14 protein-coding genes are annotated in these 15,450 nt (G+C 69.3%); 9 read left to right on the plus strand and 5 right to left on the minus strand.

Annotated features, from left to right (window positions below; genetic code table 11):
- Nucleotides 1-65: 65 nt before the first annotated feature.
- Nucleotides 66-716: a phosphate signaling complex protein PhoU gene (gene phoU / locus ACFWQC_RS09365; protein ID WP_378676269.1), complete on the minus strand. Its 651-nt coding sequence runs from the start codon at nucleotides 714-716 to the stop codon at nucleotides 66-68.
- A gap of 120 nt (nucleotides 717-836) precedes the next feature.
- Between phoU and ACFWQC_RS09370 the strand changes: the two genes are divergently transcribed.
- The 3 genes from ACFWQC_RS09370 (at nucleotide 837) to ACFWQC_RS09380 (ending at nucleotide 4,158) form a co-directional block, all read left to right on the plus strand.
- The gene (locus tag ACFWQC_RS09370) at nucleotides 837-1,994 is read left to right on the plus strand and encodes an ATP-binding protein (protein ID WP_355020913.1); all 1,158 of its coding nucleotides are present in this window, start codon (nucleotides 837-839) and stop codon (nucleotides 1,992-1,994) included.
- A 67-nt stretch (nucleotides 1,995-2,061) separates the two neighbouring features.
- Nucleotides 2,062-2,739, plus strand: a complete 678-nt coding sequence (locus ACFWQC_RS09375; protein ID WP_008360778.1) for a response regulator transcription factor — start codon at nucleotides 2,062-2,064, stop codon at nucleotides 2,737-2,739.
- A 129-nt stretch (nucleotides 2,740-2,868) separates the two neighbouring features.
- Nucleotides 2,869-4,158: a hypothetical protein gene (locus tag ACFWQC_RS09380; protein WP_378676273.1), complete on the plus strand. Its 1,290-nt coding sequence runs from the start codon at nucleotides 2,869-2,871 to the stop codon at nucleotides 4,156-4,158.
- A gap of 5 nt (nucleotides 4,159-4,163) precedes the next feature.
- Here the strand turns inward: ACFWQC_RS09380 and ACFWQC_RS09385 are convergent, their stop codons facing one another.
- A complete protein-coding gene (locus ACFWQC_RS09385; RefSeq protein ID WP_378676276.1) occupies nucleotides 4,164-5,477 on the minus strand; it encodes an MFS transporter in 1,314 nt (437 codons plus the stop codon).
- 71 nt (nucleotides 5,478-5,548) lie between these two features.
- Between ACFWQC_RS09385 and ACFWQC_RS09390 the strand changes: the two genes are divergently transcribed.
- Nucleotides 5,549-6,532 (plus strand): GlxA family transcriptional regulator, encoded by a 984-nt coding sequence (locus ACFWQC_RS09390; RefSeq protein ID WP_378676279.1) that lies wholly within the window; start codon nucleotides 5,549-5,551, stop codon nucleotides 6,530-6,532.
- 194 nt (nucleotides 6,533-6,726) lie between these two features.
- Nucleotides 6,727-7,629, plus strand: coding sequence for a DMT family transporter (locus tag ACFWQC_RS09395; protein WP_378676282.1), 903 nt, complete (start codon nucleotides 6,727-6,729; stop codon nucleotides 7,627-7,629).
- Here ACFWQC_RS09395 and ACFWQC_RS09400 read toward each other — a convergent pair.
- Together ACFWQC_RS09400 and mshA are read right to left on the minus strand one after the other, a co-directional pair.
- On the minus strand, nucleotides 7,626-8,171 hold the full coding sequence (locus tag ACFWQC_RS09400; RefSeq protein ID WP_378676285.1) for a YbjN domain-containing protein: 546 nt from the start codon (nucleotides 8,169-8,171) through the stop codon (nucleotides 7,626-7,628). The two genes, ACFWQC_RS09395 and ACFWQC_RS09400, sit on opposite strands and share 4 nt — an antisense overlap.
- Nucleotides 8,168-9,424 (minus strand): D-inositol-3-phosphate glycosyltransferase, encoded by a 1,257-nt coding sequence (mshA, locus tag ACFWQC_RS09405; protein ID WP_378676287.1) that lies wholly within the window; start codon nucleotides 9,422-9,424, stop codon nucleotides 8,168-8,170. Before mshA ends, ACFWQC_RS09400 begins: the two co-directional genes overlap by 4 nt.
- Nucleotides 9,425-9,570: 146 nt before the next feature.
- Here mshA and ACFWQC_RS09410 point away from each other — a divergent pair, with 146 nt between their 5' ends.
- Entirely contained in the window at nucleotides 9,571-10,314 is a 744-nt protein-coding gene (locus ACFWQC_RS09410; protein ID WP_378676290.1) for an SDR family NAD(P)-dependent oxidoreductase, read from the plus strand.
- 104 nt (nucleotides 10,315-10,418) lie between these two features.
- Entirely contained in the window at nucleotides 10,419-11,108 is a 690-nt protein-coding gene (locus ACFWQC_RS09415) for an aspartate/glutamate racemase family protein (RefSeq protein ID WP_378676293.1), read from the plus strand.
- Between the two features lie 10 nt (nucleotides 11,109-11,118).
- Here the strand turns inward: ACFWQC_RS09415 and ACFWQC_RS09420 are convergent, their stop codons facing one another.
- Nucleotides 11,119-12,414, minus strand: a complete 1,296-nt coding sequence (locus ACFWQC_RS09420; RefSeq protein WP_378676295.1) for a M4 family metallopeptidase — start codon at nucleotides 12,412-12,414, stop codon at nucleotides 11,119-11,121.
- Between the two features lie 99 nt (nucleotides 12,415-12,513).
- On the opposite strand from ACFWQC_RS09420, the gene typA reads away from it, so the two are divergent.
- Together typA and ACFWQC_RS09430 are read left to right on the plus strand one after the other, a co-directional pair.
- Nucleotides 12,514-14,406, plus strand: coding sequence for a translational GTPase TypA (gene typA, locus ACFWQC_RS09425; protein ID WP_378676298.1), 1,893 nt, complete (start codon nucleotides 12,514-12,516; stop codon nucleotides 14,404-14,406).
- Between the two features lie 76 nt (nucleotides 14,407-14,482).
- Nucleotides 14,483-15,316, plus strand: a complete 834-nt coding sequence (locus tag ACFWQC_RS09430; protein ID WP_378676301.1) for a ketose-bisphosphate aldolase — start codon at nucleotides 14,483-14,485, stop codon at nucleotides 15,314-15,316.
- Nucleotides 15,317-15,450 lie beyond the last annotated feature (134 nt).

Genomic DNA, 15,450 nt, shown 5'->3' on the forward strand with positions numbered 1-15,450 from the left:
GGGTCGGCTCGTCCTGACGAGCCGACCCGGCGGGATCTTCGGTCAGTACGAGCCGACTCGGCGGGTCAGGAGTCCGCGGGGGTCTCGCCGGTCACGACGAAGACGACCCGGTTGGCCACCGTGACGGCGTGGTCGGCGATGCGCTCGTAGTAGCGGCCCAGGAGAGCCACGTCGACGGCGGGCTCGACGCCGTGGGTCCAGTCCTGGCCCAGCAGCTCGGCGAAGGACTTGCGTCGCAGCTGGTCCATCTCGTCGTCGTCGGCGACCAGGTCCTGAGCAGCGGAGACATCGCGGGTGCGGAGGATCTCGCAGGTGCGCTCGACCATCTGCTGGGCGATCTCGGCCATCTTGGCGATGGTCGGCTGAGCCAGCTCGGGGACGGCCTTGTTCGGCGTACGCAGCCTGGCGATCTTGGCGACGTGGACGGAGAGGTCGCCCATCCGCTCGAGGTCGGAGATCATCCGCAGCGCGGCGACGACCACGCGCAGGTCGCCGGCGACCGGCGACTGGAGGCCGAGCAGCTCGAGGGCGTTCTCCTCGATGCGCTCGCGGGCGTCGTCGATCTCGACGTCCTTGTCGATCACCTGCTCGGCGAGGTCGTTGCGGGCCTCGAGGAGAGAGGTGGTGGCGTCGCGTACGGCCACCGACACCAGCTCACAAACACTGGTGAGATCGGTGAAGATGGCATCGAGGTCCTCATGGAAAGCAGCGCGCATGGGCCGATCCTAGACACACGAGATGTACTGGTCTTCATCCCGAGTGAACCGACGGTGAACGTTCGGCGCGGAGACGTCCAGAGGCGAAGTTTGGGTGTTTGATGGGCTTACCCTGATCGTGTGGACTCGACGACGCAGGCCTTTCTTGCTGCGCTCCTCGGCGCTGTCGTCGCCGGAGCGGCGGTGCTTGCGTGGGCGATGAGCGAACGTTCCCGCCGCCGGATCCCCGAGGTCGAGCCGCCGAAGGTTCCCTCCGAGGTGGCTGCGGTCCTCTCGGTGCTGCGCAGCAGCGCGGTCGTCGTCGACGAGCACGACACGGTGCTCAAGGCCAGCGCTCCGGCGTACGCCCTGGGTCTGGTGCGCGGCACCTCGCTGGTCTCGCCCGAGCTCTCCGAGCTCGTCCACGGTGTGCGCCGTGACGGCCAGATCCGGGAGACCGAGCTGGTGATCTCCCGCGCCAACGGAGCCTCGCGGCACGTCACCGCCCGGGTCGCTCCGCTCGGCACCCGCCTGGCGCTCGCCCTGGTCGAGGACCGCACCCGCGAGCGCCGCGTCGAGGCCGTACGCCGCGACTTCGTCGCCAACGTCAGCCACGAGCTCAAGACGCCCGTCGGCGCGATACGAGTGCTCGCCGACGCGGTCACCGAGGCCTCCGACGACCCCGAGGCCGTACGCCGCTTCTCCAACCGGATGATCACCGAGTCCGAGCGCCTGACCGCGCTCGTTCAGCAGATCATCGAGCTCTCCCGGCTCCAGGGCGACGAGCCCCTGGAGGCACCCATCGCGGTCGACGTCGACAAGGTCATCGCGGCCGCTGTCGACGCCTCGACGGTCGACGCCGATGCCAAGGGCATCAACGTGGTCAGCGCCGGCACGGCCGGGCTGCACGTCTTCGGCAACGACGAGCAGGTCTCGACCGCGGTCACCAACCTGGTCTCCAACGCGGTCGCCTACTCCGAACCGGGCTCGACCGTGACCGTCTCGACCCGCGCGACCGACGGCTCCGTCGAGATCTCCGTGGTCGACCAGGGCATCGGGATCCCGTCCACGGAGATCGATCGGATCTTCGAGCGCTTCTATCGCGTCGACCCGGCGCGGCACCGCTCCACCGGCGGCACCGGGCTCGGCCTGTCGATCGTCAAGCACGTCGCCGCTACGCATGGTGGCGAGGTCAAGGTCTGGTCGCAGGAGGGTCAGGGTTCCACCTTCACCCTCACCCTGCCCCAGCACCTACCAACTGCCGGGAAGTCCGGCACAAGCAAGGAGGAACGCCCTTGAGCACCCCAGCAAGTTCTTCGCCTCCCCCGCTTCGCTCCTCCGGCGAACAACTTCCCGGGGACCCCGCATGACCCGGGTACTCGTCGTCGAAGATGAAGCCAGCTACAGCGAGGCACTGTCCTACATGCTCCGCAAGGAGGGCTTCGAGGTCGCTGTCGCCGAGGACGGCACCGACGCTCTGAAGGAGTTCGACCGCAACGGGGCAGACATCGTGCTGCTCGATCTGATGCTTCCCGGCCTCTCCGGCACCGAGGTGTGCCGGCAGATCCGGGCCACCTCGTCGGTCCCGGTCATCATGGTGACCGCCAAGGACGACGAGGTCGACAAGGTCGTCGGCCTCGAGCTCGGCGCCGACGACTACGTCACCAAGCCCTACTCCCCGCGCGAGCTCGTCGCCCGGATCCGAGCCGTCCTCCGCCGAGGCACCGAGCCCGACGCGGCCCCGGCCACCCTCGAGGCCGGACCCGTCCGGATGGACGTGGAGCGCCACGTCGTGACCGTGGACGGCAACGAGCAGCGCCTGCCGCTCAAGGAGTTCGAGCTCCTGGAGATGTTCCTGCGCAACCCCGGCCGTGTCCTCACCCGCGGCCAGCTCATCGACCGCGTCTGGGGCTCCGACTACGTCGGCGACACCAAGACCCTCGACGTACACGTCAAGCGCCTGCGCGCCAAGCTCGAGCCGGACCCGTCCGAGCCGAAGTTCCTGGTGACGGTTCGAGGCCTGGGCTACAAGCTCGACCTGTAGGAAGTCGTTCCCGACGTGGGAGTCGTGAGGTCACAGGCTGACCTCACGACTCCCACGATCTATTCACGCCTGCCCGGTTGAGTGTCCGAACTCATGTGCTGCACGACGGTGTTCCTGCAGGATTCGGGGGTGACTCTCTCCCACACCCGGCGGCCCCCGATCCCGGTGATCGCGATCGTCCTGCTCGCCGCGCTTGCCTGGCTCGTCGGATTCCTGCCCGGGCTGCTTCCTGACGCGTCGCCGTTCGACGCCGCGGCCATGGGCGAGCTGGTCGCTCTCGCCATCGTCGCCGGCACGCTCGGCGGCGCTGCGGCCGCGGTCCGGCGCGACTGGCCGGCGGCGGCGATCGCTGCGGCGAGCGGTGGGGTCGCTCTGGTCGCTCTCGCCACCATCCACGTGCTGGGAGAACGTGGGCTGTACATCGAGCTCGTTCTCCGCGGGCTGCAGCTGCTCACGGTGCTCGTCACGGTCGTGACCGTCGCGCTGGGTCTCGTGGCCTCGCTCGGACCGACCTGGCTGCGCAGTCTCGCTCTCGCTCCGTTGGTCGGTGCTGCGTACAGCTGGTTCGGTCAAGCCGTGCCGCCCACGACGTCGCACTGGTGGGTATGGCTGATGGTTCCGGTGCTGGCCGGTGTCCTCGTGCTGAGCGTCGACCGTGGACCACGCGGGCTGCTCGCGCTCCTGACCTGGCCGGTCGTGCTCGCAGGAGTGTGGACGGTCCAGACCGTCATCATCGCCCTCACCGCGATCGGGCCGATGATCCGTCCCGGGTACGGCATCGAGGAGCACCCCGATGTCTTGTTCGGCGAGTTCCTCGCCTACGCATCCGACATCTTCATGACACCCGGCGCGCACCAGCCGTCTCTGCTCGGGTGGTCGGTCGTGATCGCACTCGTGGTCGTCGTCGTACGGCGGGTCCTCGACCGCCGGGCGGGTGCGCAGGCGCTTTCGCCGGACGCCGTCGAGGAGCCGCAGGTGCAGACGGACGACGAGCCGGTACGCCTCAGCCCTCGGTCCCGCTGGATCGAGATCGCGCTCGTCGGGCTCTCGCTGGTGCTCGTCCTCGTCGCCCTGGCCAACGTCTTCGACTCCTACTTCTGCTTCGCCGGAGCGGGGTCCTGCGGACCACCGCCGGCCGAGAACGTGATTACCTACCGAGTCGTCCTCGTCCTGATGGCGCTGGCATCGCTGGGAGCCCTCGGGCTGGCGGTCCTGCGACGCTCGGTGGCCGGCGTGGTCTCACACCTGGTCGTCGCCTTGATCGTCGCGGTGAGCGCGGTTCTGTTCGCTGTGCCCGCGATCGACTGGCAGCGGCCTGCCCCAGAGCGGCCCACCTCCGAGCGGGTCGATCCCGAGCCGCCACCCGGCGCACATGTCTGCTACTCCGGCGGCGACAGCGACGAGTGCCCCGGCGGCTGAATGCGTTATGACTGGACCGCAGGGGCGCGCGGCATGACGAGCGACATCAACGCGGCGGCGGCGCACAGGGCGCCGGCTGCGTACCAGACCAGGTCGTAGGACCCGGTGACATCGCGTACGACGCCGCCGACCCACGCGACCAGACCGGCTCCGACCTGGTGGGAGGCGAGGACCCAGCCGAAGACGATCGGGGCGTCCTCGGGCCAGATCTCGCGGCACAGCGCGAGCGTGGGCGGCACGGTGGCGACCCAGTCGAGGCCGTAGAAGACGATGAAGAACACCATCGGCAGGTGTACCTCGGACGAGAGCAGCATCGGCAGGAAGATCAGCGAGATCCCGCGCAGCGAGTAGTAGACGCCGAGCAGCACCACGGGGTTGAAGCGGTCGGTGAGCCAGCCGGAGAAGATCGTCCCGGCGACGTCGAAGATCCCGATCACGGCGAGCAGCGAGGCGGCCGCGACCGTGGCCATCCCATGGTCGTGCGCGGCGGGCACGAAGTGGGTCCTGATCAGGCCGTTCGTGGTGATCCCGCAGATCGCGAAGGCACCGGCGAGGAGCCAGAAGGCCTTGGTACGCATCGCCATCCCGAGCACGCGCACGGTCCGTAGCGCGGCGCCGGTCGCGGACGCGGGCCGCGGCACGATCTTCGAGGCGCCGTAGGGCGCCATGCCGATGTCCGCCGGGTAGTCGCGGAGCAGCAGCAACACGAACGGGATCACTGCGGCAGCGACCAGGGCGATCGTGACCGAGGCGGCCCGCCAGCCGTACTCCCCGATCAGGATTGCCAGCACCGGCAGGAAGATCAGCTGTCCCGAGGCGCCGCCGGCGGTCAGCAGACCGCTGACCAGGCCCTGTCGTTTCTCGAACCAGCGGGTGGTGATCGTCGCGCCGAAGGCGAGCGCCATGCAGCCGCTGCCGCCGCCGACGAGGACGCCCCAGCCGAGGACGAACTGCCACGACTGGCTCATCCAGACAGTGCTGAGCGAGCCGAGGGTGATCATGGTGAGCGCGACGGCCACCACCGGACGGATCCCGAAGCGGTCCATCAGGGCGGCGGCGAACGGCGCGGTCAGACCGTAGAGCGCGAGCTGGAGCGTGATCCCGATCCCGATCGTTCCTCGCGACCAGCCGAAGTCCTCGTTCAGCGGATCGACCAGGAGGCCCGGTGCCGCGGTGAAGGCGGCGGCACCCACGATGGTCACGAAGGCGACGGCGGCCACCCACCAGGCCGGGTGGATGCGGGGGCGGCGCGCGGCTGCGCTGCCGGCAGGCGGCGGGGTCGTCGTCTGGGCGGCGTCCTGAGCCTGTCGAAGGTTCATGGGGATGATCCTTCCGGATCGACACCGCTCCAGACAGTGGCCTGATTGACATCTATCGCTAAGATCCAGCCATGAGCGACGTACGGGTGGCTTCTCCGCATCGGGTCGCGGTGCTGATCCAGGACGGGTTCATCCCGTTCGAGATCGGCATCCCGCACCGGATCTTCGGCAAGGCCCGCGACAGCGAGGACCGACTGCTCTACGAGGTCGTCACCTGCACCACCGGCGGCCCCGGACCGGTGCAGTCGGACTCGGACGTCGTCGTCCTCGCGCCGCACGGGCCCGAGGTGCTGGCGAACGCGGACACCGTCGTGATCCCGAAGTTCGGCCGCGACTACCCGACGGTCTCGGACGGAGTGTTGTCGGCGCCGTTGAAGGAGGCGCTCGACATGATCCGCCCCGGGACCCGGATCATGTCGATCTGCACCGGCGCCTTCGCGCTCGCCGCCGCGGGTCTCCTCGATGGTCGTCCGGCCACCACCCACTGGGCGCACACCGACGACTTCCGCGCCTTGTTTCCGCAGGTCAAGCTGGACCCAGACGTACTCTTCGTCGACGACGGCGACATCCTCACCTCCGCCGGCGTGGCCTCCGGCGTGGACCTCTGCCTGCATGTCGTACGCAGCGACCACGGCGCCGCGATCGCGAACCGCGTCGCCCGGGTGACGGTCGTACCTCCCCACCGCGACGGCGGCCAGGCCCAGTTCATCCGGCACCACGCACCTGCCCCCGGCGGCACCGGCATCTCGGCGGCGACCGCCTGGACCCTCGCTCACCTCGACCAGCCGCTCAGCCTGGAGTCGATGGCCGCCCAGGTCTCGATGTCCGTACGCACCTTCACCCGGCGTTTCCGCGACGAGACCGGCGACTCCCCCGGCCGCTGGCTCCAGCGTCAGCGCATCGAGCTCGCCCGCAACCTGCTGGAGACCACCGACCTCTCGATGGAGCAGGTGGCCGCCCGCTGCGGCCTCAACACCGCCCAGTCCCTCCGCCTCCACTTCCACGCCGCCCTCGGCGTCACCCCCACCGCGTACCGCCGCACCTTCCGCGGCTGAGCCGAAGCGTCACCCCCGTCGGCCGAGATGGCACCGACGTGACCTCTCGGCCGACGCGAGCGACGTCTCGGCCGACGCCCGTGACTTTTCGACCGACGGGGCTGACGCCTCGGCGAGGACGAGATGGCGGGATGTCGAACATCGATGACCGTTATCCGCTCGCGCGCCAGGGCGTGGATCTTTACGCTTTTATCGTGACGACGACGATTAGCCCCGCGCCCGCTGCGACCACGCCGCTCTGGAAGCCACTCGTCGCTTGCGGGATCACGCTGGTCCTGTGGGCATCGGCCTTCGTGGGGATCCGGCACCTGGGCGACACGGTGCCCCCGGGAAGCCTGTCATTGGGGCGGCTGGTGGTGATGGTGGCGGCCCTGGGCATCTACCTCGCGATCAAGGGCGGGTTCCGGCTGCCGACCCGGAAGGAGTGGCCTCTGATCGCGCTGGGCGGTGCGTCGTGGCTGGGCGTCTACAACCTGGCGCTCAACGAGTCCGAGCGCCGGATCGACGCGGCGACGGCGGCGCTGATCGTGCAGGTCGGCCCGATCGTGGTGGCCCTGCTGGCGGGCCTCGTGCTCAAGGAGACGATCCACAGATGGATCCTGATCGGCACCGGCGTCGGCTTCGCAGGAGTCGTCGTCATCGGCCGCGCCTCGGCCAACGGTGACACCGGCGACTGGATCGGCGTCGCCCTCTCGGTCGTCGCGGCACTCACCTTCGCGGTCGGTGTCCTCACCCAGAAGAAGCTGCTGCCGACGATGAGCGCGCTGCTGCTGACGTTCTGGTACGCCATCGCCGGCCTCGTCATCTGCCTGCCCTGGTCGTTCGAGCTGGCCACCACGATCCCCGACATCAGCGTCGGCGACATCGGCTGGATCGTCTACCTCGGCCTCTTCCCGAGCGCTCTGGCCTTCGTGACCTGGGCTTACGCCCTGTCCCACTCAGATGCCGGCAAGTTCGCGCAGTCGACGTTCCTGGTGCCGTTCATCACCGCGTTGATGGCGTGGCTGGTGCTCGACGAGGTGCCGCCGGCGCTCGCCTTCATCGGTGGCGCGATGTGCATCGCGGGTGTACTGATCACCCGCCGCCAGCCGCGCTAGTCCTTCGGGTCTTCCTCACGCTCCAGCCAGCCCCGGAACGCCTCGAGGTTGGCGGTGGATTCACCGCGCAGCTTGCGCCACTCCCATTCCTTGCGGATCGAGGAGGCGAAGCCGAGCTCGAGGATGGTGTTGAAGGACTCGTCCGCGTACGTCAGGACCGAGCCGAGCAGGCGATCGAGCTCGTCCTCGGCGACCATCGCCAGCGGCAGCCGGCCGTCGAGGTAGATGTCGCCGAGCCGGTCCAGCCCGAACGCGACCCCGTAGAGCCGCAGGTTGCGCTCGAGCAGCCAGCGGTAGACGGTCTCGAAGTTCTCGTCGGGCCGGCGGCAGACGAAGGCGTGCACGCCCAACGCATGCTGTCCCAGGTCGAGCCGGACCGGCGTCTGCAGCTTCCGCTCGCCCGGGAGCGAGAACGAGAAGATCAGGTCGCCCGACGGCTGCGACGTCTCCTCCCAGGTCAGGTCGTTGGACTTCAGCCAGCCGCGTACGACCTCTTCCAGGTCCTCCCGCGAATCCGCAGTCATCCGCTGGCGCTCACTCATGCCGTCAGCTCCTCACGCATCGACATCTTGGCGTCTTCATAGACCTCGAGGGTATTGCGTGCGGTGAGATCCCAGGAGAAGTCCTGGGCGTGTTCGCGGGCTCCGTCGGCCAGGGCGGACCAGCGCGAGTGGGAGGCGATGGCGTTGGTGAGCGCGTCGGCCCACCGCGCCGGGTCGTGCCCGTCGACCAGGAGACCGCTGCGGCCGTGGCGCACGGCGGTGGTCAGGCCGCCGACCGCGGCCGCGACGACGGGCGTGCCACAGGCCTGGGCCTCGACGGCGACCAGCCCGAACGACTCGTTGTAGGAGGGGACGGCGACGACGGAGGCGGCGGAGTACCAGAGCGCGAGCTGGTCCTGGCGCACCGGCGGGACGAACCGGACCACATCGGATATCCCCAGCTCAGCGGCGAGATCGACCAGCACGGTCGGGTGCTCCAGACCGGAGCCGGAGGGACCGCCGACGATCGGGACGACGAGGTTGCGGCGCAGCGACGGGTCACGCGCGAGCATGACCGCGGCCGCCCGCAGGAGTACGTCGGGAGCCTTGAGCGGCTGGATGCGACCGGCGAAGAGGAGCACGTGAGCCCGGGCCGGGAGCCCGAGCGCGGCACGCGCCGCGGCCCGCCCGCGCGGACGGAAGACCCGCAGGTCGACCCCGGGATGCACGACGGCGACACGGCCTGGCTCCGCGTCGTACATGTTGATCAGCTGCTTGGCCTCGAGATCGGTGTTGGCGATCAGCATGTCGGCGGCATCGACGACCTGCTCCTCCCCGATCACCCGGGCCTCGGGCTCGGGACAGTCGCCCTCGGCGAGCGCCTCGTTCTTGACCTTGGCCATCGTGTGCATCGAGTGGACCAGCGGCACGCCCCAGCGGTCGCGGGAGAGCGCCCCGACCTGGCCCGAGAGCCAGTAGTGGGAGTGCACGGCGTCGAAGTAGCCCGGCGGGTTGGACGCCTCCGCGCGGAGCACCTCACGCGCGAACGTGCACAGCTGCCCGGGAAGATCTCCCTTGGCCAGCCCCTCGAACGGCCCGGCGTGGACGTGGTGGACAGCTACCCCGTCGTACGCCTCCACGACCTGCGGCAGGCGCGAGGAGGTCGCGCGCGTGAAGATGTCGACCGCGATGCCCTGGGTGGCCAGCCGCCGGGAGAGCTCGAGCACGTAGACGTTCATGCCGCCGGCGTCGCCGGTGCCGGGCTGGTCGAGCGGAGAGGTGTGCAGACTGACCATCGCTACGCGGTGGATCATTCCTGCCCCTTTGTGTATACGCCTGTGGTCCCGTCTCTCAACAATCGGATCTCGCTCATCATTCCCGGCCGCGTGAACCCGCTTGAACCGTCTTCGATCGTGGGACCCGGTGGGCAAAGTCGAGCGAGCGACGAGAGAATGGCGCCATGTCGTCCAAGAATGCTGTCGTCACCGGCGCCTCGAGCGGGATCGGCGCCGCCACCGCCCGCCGGCTCGCCAAGGAGGGCTACCACGTCTTCCTCGCCGCTCGCCGGGCCGATCGGATCGAGGCCCTGGCCGAGGAGATCGGCGGCACCGCGATCGCGACCGACGTCACCTCCGACGACTCCGTCGCCGCGCTCGTCGAGGCGGTCGGCGACCGTCTCGACCTGCTGGTCAACAACGCCGGCGGCGCCTTCGGTGTGGACAAGGTGGCCGAGGCGGACCTGACCAAGTGGCAGGCGATGTTCGAGGTCAACGTGCTCGGCCTGACCCGGGTGACCAAGGCGCTGCTGCCTGCGCTGGTCGCCTCGGGAGCAGGCGCGATCATCAACGTCGGCTCGATCGCCGGCCGGCGCGCCTATGAAGGCGGCGCGGGCTACAACGCGGCTAAGTTCGGCACCCGCGCGGTCACCGAAGCACTGCGCCTGGAGATCGTCGACAAGCCGGTGCGGATCATGGAGATCGCCCCGGGCATGGTCCAGACCGAGGAGTTCTCGCTCGTACGTCTCGGGGGCGACCAGGCGAAGGCCGACGCCGTCTACCAGGGCGTCGCCGAGCCGCTGGTGGCCGAGGACGTCGCCGACGCCATCGTGTGGATGGCGACCCGTCCGGCTCACGTCAACATCGACGAGCTGGTCATCAAGCCACGCGCCCAGGCCGCCCCGCACAAGGTGCACCGAGAGGGCTGACCGCCACGATCCGGCCTCTGACCTGGTCTAGTCCAGGTCGGACCGACGCCGAGGATGACGCCGAGGATTCAGTACGCGACAGCCGACGGTGTCACACTCGAACAGTGCAGACGATCGGACTCATCGGCGGCATGAGCTGGGAAAGCACCGCCGCTTACTACGAGGGACTCAACAAGGGTGTCCAGGAGCGGCTGGGCGGTCTCCACTCCGCCAAGATCGTGCTGGCCTCCGTCGACCTGGCCGAGCTGACGGCACTGCAGGAGAAGGAGTCCTGGGACCAGATCGCCGAGATCCTGATCGCCGCGGCCCGCAGCGTGGTGGCCGGCGGCGCCGACTTCATCCTGCTGTGCACCACCACCTTCCACAAGGTCTACGACGAGGTGGCGGCCGCCGTCGACGTACCCGTGCTGCACCTGGCCGACGAGCTCGCCGCGAAGGCCAAGGAGCTCGGCATCACCAAGGCCGGGTTCCTCGCCTCCCGCTACACCGTGGAGAACGACTTCTTCGCCCAGCGGATCTCGGACCACGGCGTCGACGTGAACCTGCCCGACACCCTCCACGTGGAGATGCTCGACTCGATCCTCTACGAGGAGCTCGTCCACCGCAACGTCGTGCCGGGCTCGCGCAAGCGGGTCCTCGAGGTCGTCCACGAGCTGTGGGACGCGGGCTCCGACGGTGTGATCCTCGGTGCCTCCGAGCTCAGCCTCCTGGTGCGGCCCAGCGACGTCGACGTACCGATCCTCGACGCCATCACCGTGCACGTCGAGGCCGCGCTCGACCGCGCCCTCCCCTGAGGCCGGTCAGCTAGCTCTCGAGCAGCTCGTTGGCGACGGCGCGCAGCTCGGGGCTCATGTCGCCCTCGTGCACGACGACGGTCCGGCCGTCGACCTCGAACTCGTAGATGTAGCGGTCGGCGCCCTTCGGCTTCGAAGGAGCGGCGCCACCGGCGACCAGGTTGCGCAGGGCGGCCACGTGGGCGGCCGACGGCGCCAGCTCCGCGGCCCCCTCCTTGGTACGTCCCAGGAAACCGCCGCTGCGGCGTACCTTCACCACGGTCGGCTGCTCACCGTCAGGCGCGGACGTCCCGGAGGCCGGGGTGACCCCGACCTCGGACCAGGCGGTGGTGACCGCCTCGGCCTGCTCGCCGGCCTCGGCGATGGTGGCCGCGGCGAACCCCGCGAAGTCGGTCTCGGTCGTGACGGCGCCGCTGGTCAGCGCGGCGTACCAGATCTTGCCGGCACCGTCCCAGGAGTTGCCGCCGATCGCCTTGGCGGCGAGGGCGAAGGCGCGGTTGGGGATGCCGGAGTTGATGTGGACGCCGCCGTTGTCGTCGGTGCCGTCGTAGATGTCGTCCATGTGGGCCGGCTGCGGGTCCTTGCCCAGGGTCGGGTCGTCGTAGGCGGTCCCGGGCTCGAGCATGTGCCGCAGCCCGACGCCCTGGACCGTCTCGGTGAAGAGGCCCTCGCCGATGATCCAGTCGGCGTCGTCGGCGCTCTGGCCGAGGAGACGCTGCTTGAGGCACGAGCCGAACACGTCTGACATCGACTCGTTGAGCGCGCCGGGCTGGCCCTGGTAGACGAGCCCGGCGGTGTGCTCGGTGACCGCGTGGGAGAGCTCGTGACCGATCACGTCGACGGCCTTGGTGAACCGCTGGAAGATCTCGCCGTCACCGTCGCCGAAGACCAGCTGGGTGCCGTCCCAGAAGGCGTTGGCGTAGTCGCGGTCGTAATGGACGGTCATCACGACCTCGATGCCCTGGCCGTCGTAGGAGTCGCGGCCGTAGACCTCCTCGAAGAGCGCCAGCGAGCCGGTGATGCCGGTCGCCGCCTCGTCGACGCTCTCGTCGCCAGAATCCGGGTCCCCCGCGGCGCGGACCTTCTCCCCCGGCAGGTCGGTGCCGTTGTTCGCGGTGTAGACGGTCCAGTCCCCGGCCTCGGCGGTGGTCTCGCCGGCTTCGGGGGCGGGACGCTGGGCGAGAACCCTGGTCAGGTGCTCGGTCCGAGCGGCTCGAAACGCGTTGTCCTGGTCGAGGCGGCCGGCGTCGAGCCGCTGCATGAGATACGGGGGCACGATCTGGCAGACGTGTTTCCGAGAAGTCATGGGCCTCAGCCAACCGTCATCTCCGGATGCAGGTCAAGGAGGTCACGGCGGATAAGATCAGACGTCCCGTCCCGCGCCAGAAATCGAGCCGCTTCGCACATGTCCGAGATCCTCAAGGCCAATCTCCGCAACGTCGCCATCGTTGCGCACGTCGACCACGGCAAGACCACGCTGGTCGACGCCATGCTGCGTCAGGCAGGCACCTTCACCGAGCACGAGGCCGAGTCGGTCGCCGACCGGGTCATGGACTCCGGTGAGCTCGAGCGCGAGAAGGGCATCACCATCCTCGCGAAGAACACCGCCATCCACTACTCCGGGCCGAGCGCGCCCGAGGGGATGACGATCAACATCATCGACACCCCCGGCCACGCCGACTTCGGTGGTGAGGTCGAGCGCGGCCTGTCGATGGTCGACGGGATCGTGCTGCTGGTGGACGCCTCCGAGGGCCCGCTCCCCCAGACCCGGTTCGTGCTGCGCAAGGCGCTCAACGCCGACATGCCGGTCGTGCTGGTGGTCAACAAGGTCGACCGCCCCGACGCGCGCATCGAGGAGGTCGTCGACGAGACGTACGAGCTCTTCATGGACCTGCTCGACGACTCCCACAGCCAGGACGCGCTCGACTTCCCGGTGATCTACGCCTCGGGCAAGGCCGGCGTCGCGTCGCTCGAGCAGCCCGGCAACGGCGAGCTGCCCGACTCCAAGGACCTGGAGCCGCTGTTCCAGACGATCATGGACACCATCCCGGCTCCGACGTACGTCGAGGGCGCGCCCCTCCAGGCCCACGTCACCAACCTCGACGCGAGCCCGTTCCTCGGCCGCCTCGCGCTGGTCCGCATCCACCAGGGCACCCTGAAGAAGGGCCAGAACGTCGCCTGGATGCGCCGTGACGGCGAGGTCAAGAACGTACGCATCACCGAGCTGCTCATCACCGAGGGCCTCGAGCGCAAGCCGGGCGAGGTCGCCGGCCCCGGTGACATCGTCGCCATCGCCGGCATCCCGGAGATCACCATCGGCGAGACCCTCGCCGACCCGGAGAACCCGGTCGCGCTGCCGCTCATCCACGTCGACGAGCCGGCCATCTCGATGACCATCGGCACCAACACCTCGCCGCTGGTCGGCAAGGTCAAGGGCTCGAAGGTGACCGCGCGTCTGGTCAAGGATCGCCTCGACTCCGAGCTCATCGGCAACGTGTCGCTGAAGATCCTCAACACCGAGCGTCCCGACGCCTGGGAGGTCCAGGGCCGTGGCGAGCTGGCGCTGGCGATCCTGGTCGAGCAGATGCGACGCGAGGGCTATGAGCTGACCGTCGGCAAGCCGCAGGTGGTCACCAAGGAGGTCGACGGCAAGATCCACGAGCCGTACGAGCGCCTGACCATCGACGCGCCCGAGGAATACCTCGGCCCCATCACCGAGCTGCTCGCGAACCGCAAGGGCCGCATGGAGGGCATGACCAACCACGGCACCGGCTGGGTGCGCATGGAGTTCATCGTCCCGGCGCGTGGCCTGATCGGCTTCCGCACCGAGTTCCTCACCGAGACCCGCGGCACCGGCATCGCCCACCACATCTCCGAGGGCTACGACCGCTGGGCCGGCGAGATCCGCTCGCGCAACAACGGCTCGCTCGTCGCCGACCGGTCCGGTGCGGCCACGGCGTACGCGATGACCTCGCTGCAGGAGCGCGGCGTCATGTTCGTCGACCCGGCCACCGAGGTCTACGAGGGCATGATCGTCGGCGAGAACTCCCGCGCCGACGACATGGACGTCAACATCACCAAGGAGAAGCAGCAGACCAACGTCCGCTCCGCCACCTCCGACAACTTCGAGAAGCTCATCCCGCCGAAGAAGCTCTCGCTCGAGCAGTGCCTGGAGTTCTGCCGCGAGGACGAGTGCGTCGAGGTCACCCCCGACATGGTCCGCATCCGCAAGGTCGTCCTCGACGCCAACGACCGCGGGAAGATCGCGAGCCGAGCGCGCAAGGCCAACAAGTCCTGACCGGCTTGTGTGACGGCCGCCGACCCTCGAGGGTCGGCGGCCGTTCTCGTCGTCGGCTGCCTGCGACACTTCGACCATGACCCTCACGACCACCGCCTCGCTGATCAGCTCGGCCTATGCGGAAGGCCGCGGCGTCGCCGCCTTCAACGCGATCAACCTGGAGACCGTCGAGGCGATCGCCACCGGAGCCGAGAGCGCGAACCGGCCGGTCATCTTTCAGATCAGCGAGAACGCGGTGCGCTACCACGGCGGCCTGGCTCCCCTGGCCCATGCCGCGATCGCGGTCGCGTCCGGCTCGACGATGCCGGTCTCGCTCCATCTGGACCACGCGACCGACGAGCGTCTGGTCGGGATCGCGGTCGACCTCGGCTTCTCCTCGGTGATGTACGACGCCTCCCAGCTTCCCTACGAGGACAACCTCACCCGCACCGCCGCCGTCGCCCGCCGCTGCCATGACCGCGGCGCCCACCTCGAGGCCGAGCTCGGCGAGGTCGGCGGGAAGAACGGCGTCCACGCTCCCGGCGTACGCACCGACCCGGCCGAGGCGGCCACGTTCGTCGCCAGCACCGGCGTCGACGCCCTCGCCGTCGCGGTCGGCTCGAGCCACAAGATGACCACCCGCGACGCAGCCCTGGACGAGTCGCTGATCGCAGCGATCCGCCGCGCCGTCGACGTCCCGCTGGTCCTGCACGGCTCCTCCGGCGTGAGCGACGACGGGCTCCGGGCCGCCATCGCCGCCGGGATGACGAAGATCAACGTCGCCACCCAGCTCAACAAGGCCTTCACGGCCGCGGTCCGCGAGACCCTCGAAGCCGACCCGGCCCTGGTCGACCAGCGCCGCTACCTCGGTGCCGGCCGCGACGCGATGGCCGCCGAGGCCGCCCGGTTGCTCACCGTCATCTCGAGCTGAGCGACGCCTCCGGTTTCCCCATTTTGGTGGAAGCGCTCCCACACACACGAAATCGTTACCAGCGCGCCTCTTGACACAGCTATGTGAGCACACTCACACTCTCCGTAATCCCGAGAGTGGAAGCGCTCTCACTC

Source organism: Nocardioides sp. NPDC058538 (genome assembly GCF_042719275.1).
GTDB lineage: Bacteria > Actinomycetota > Actinomycetes > Propionibacteriales > Nocardioidaceae > Nocardioides.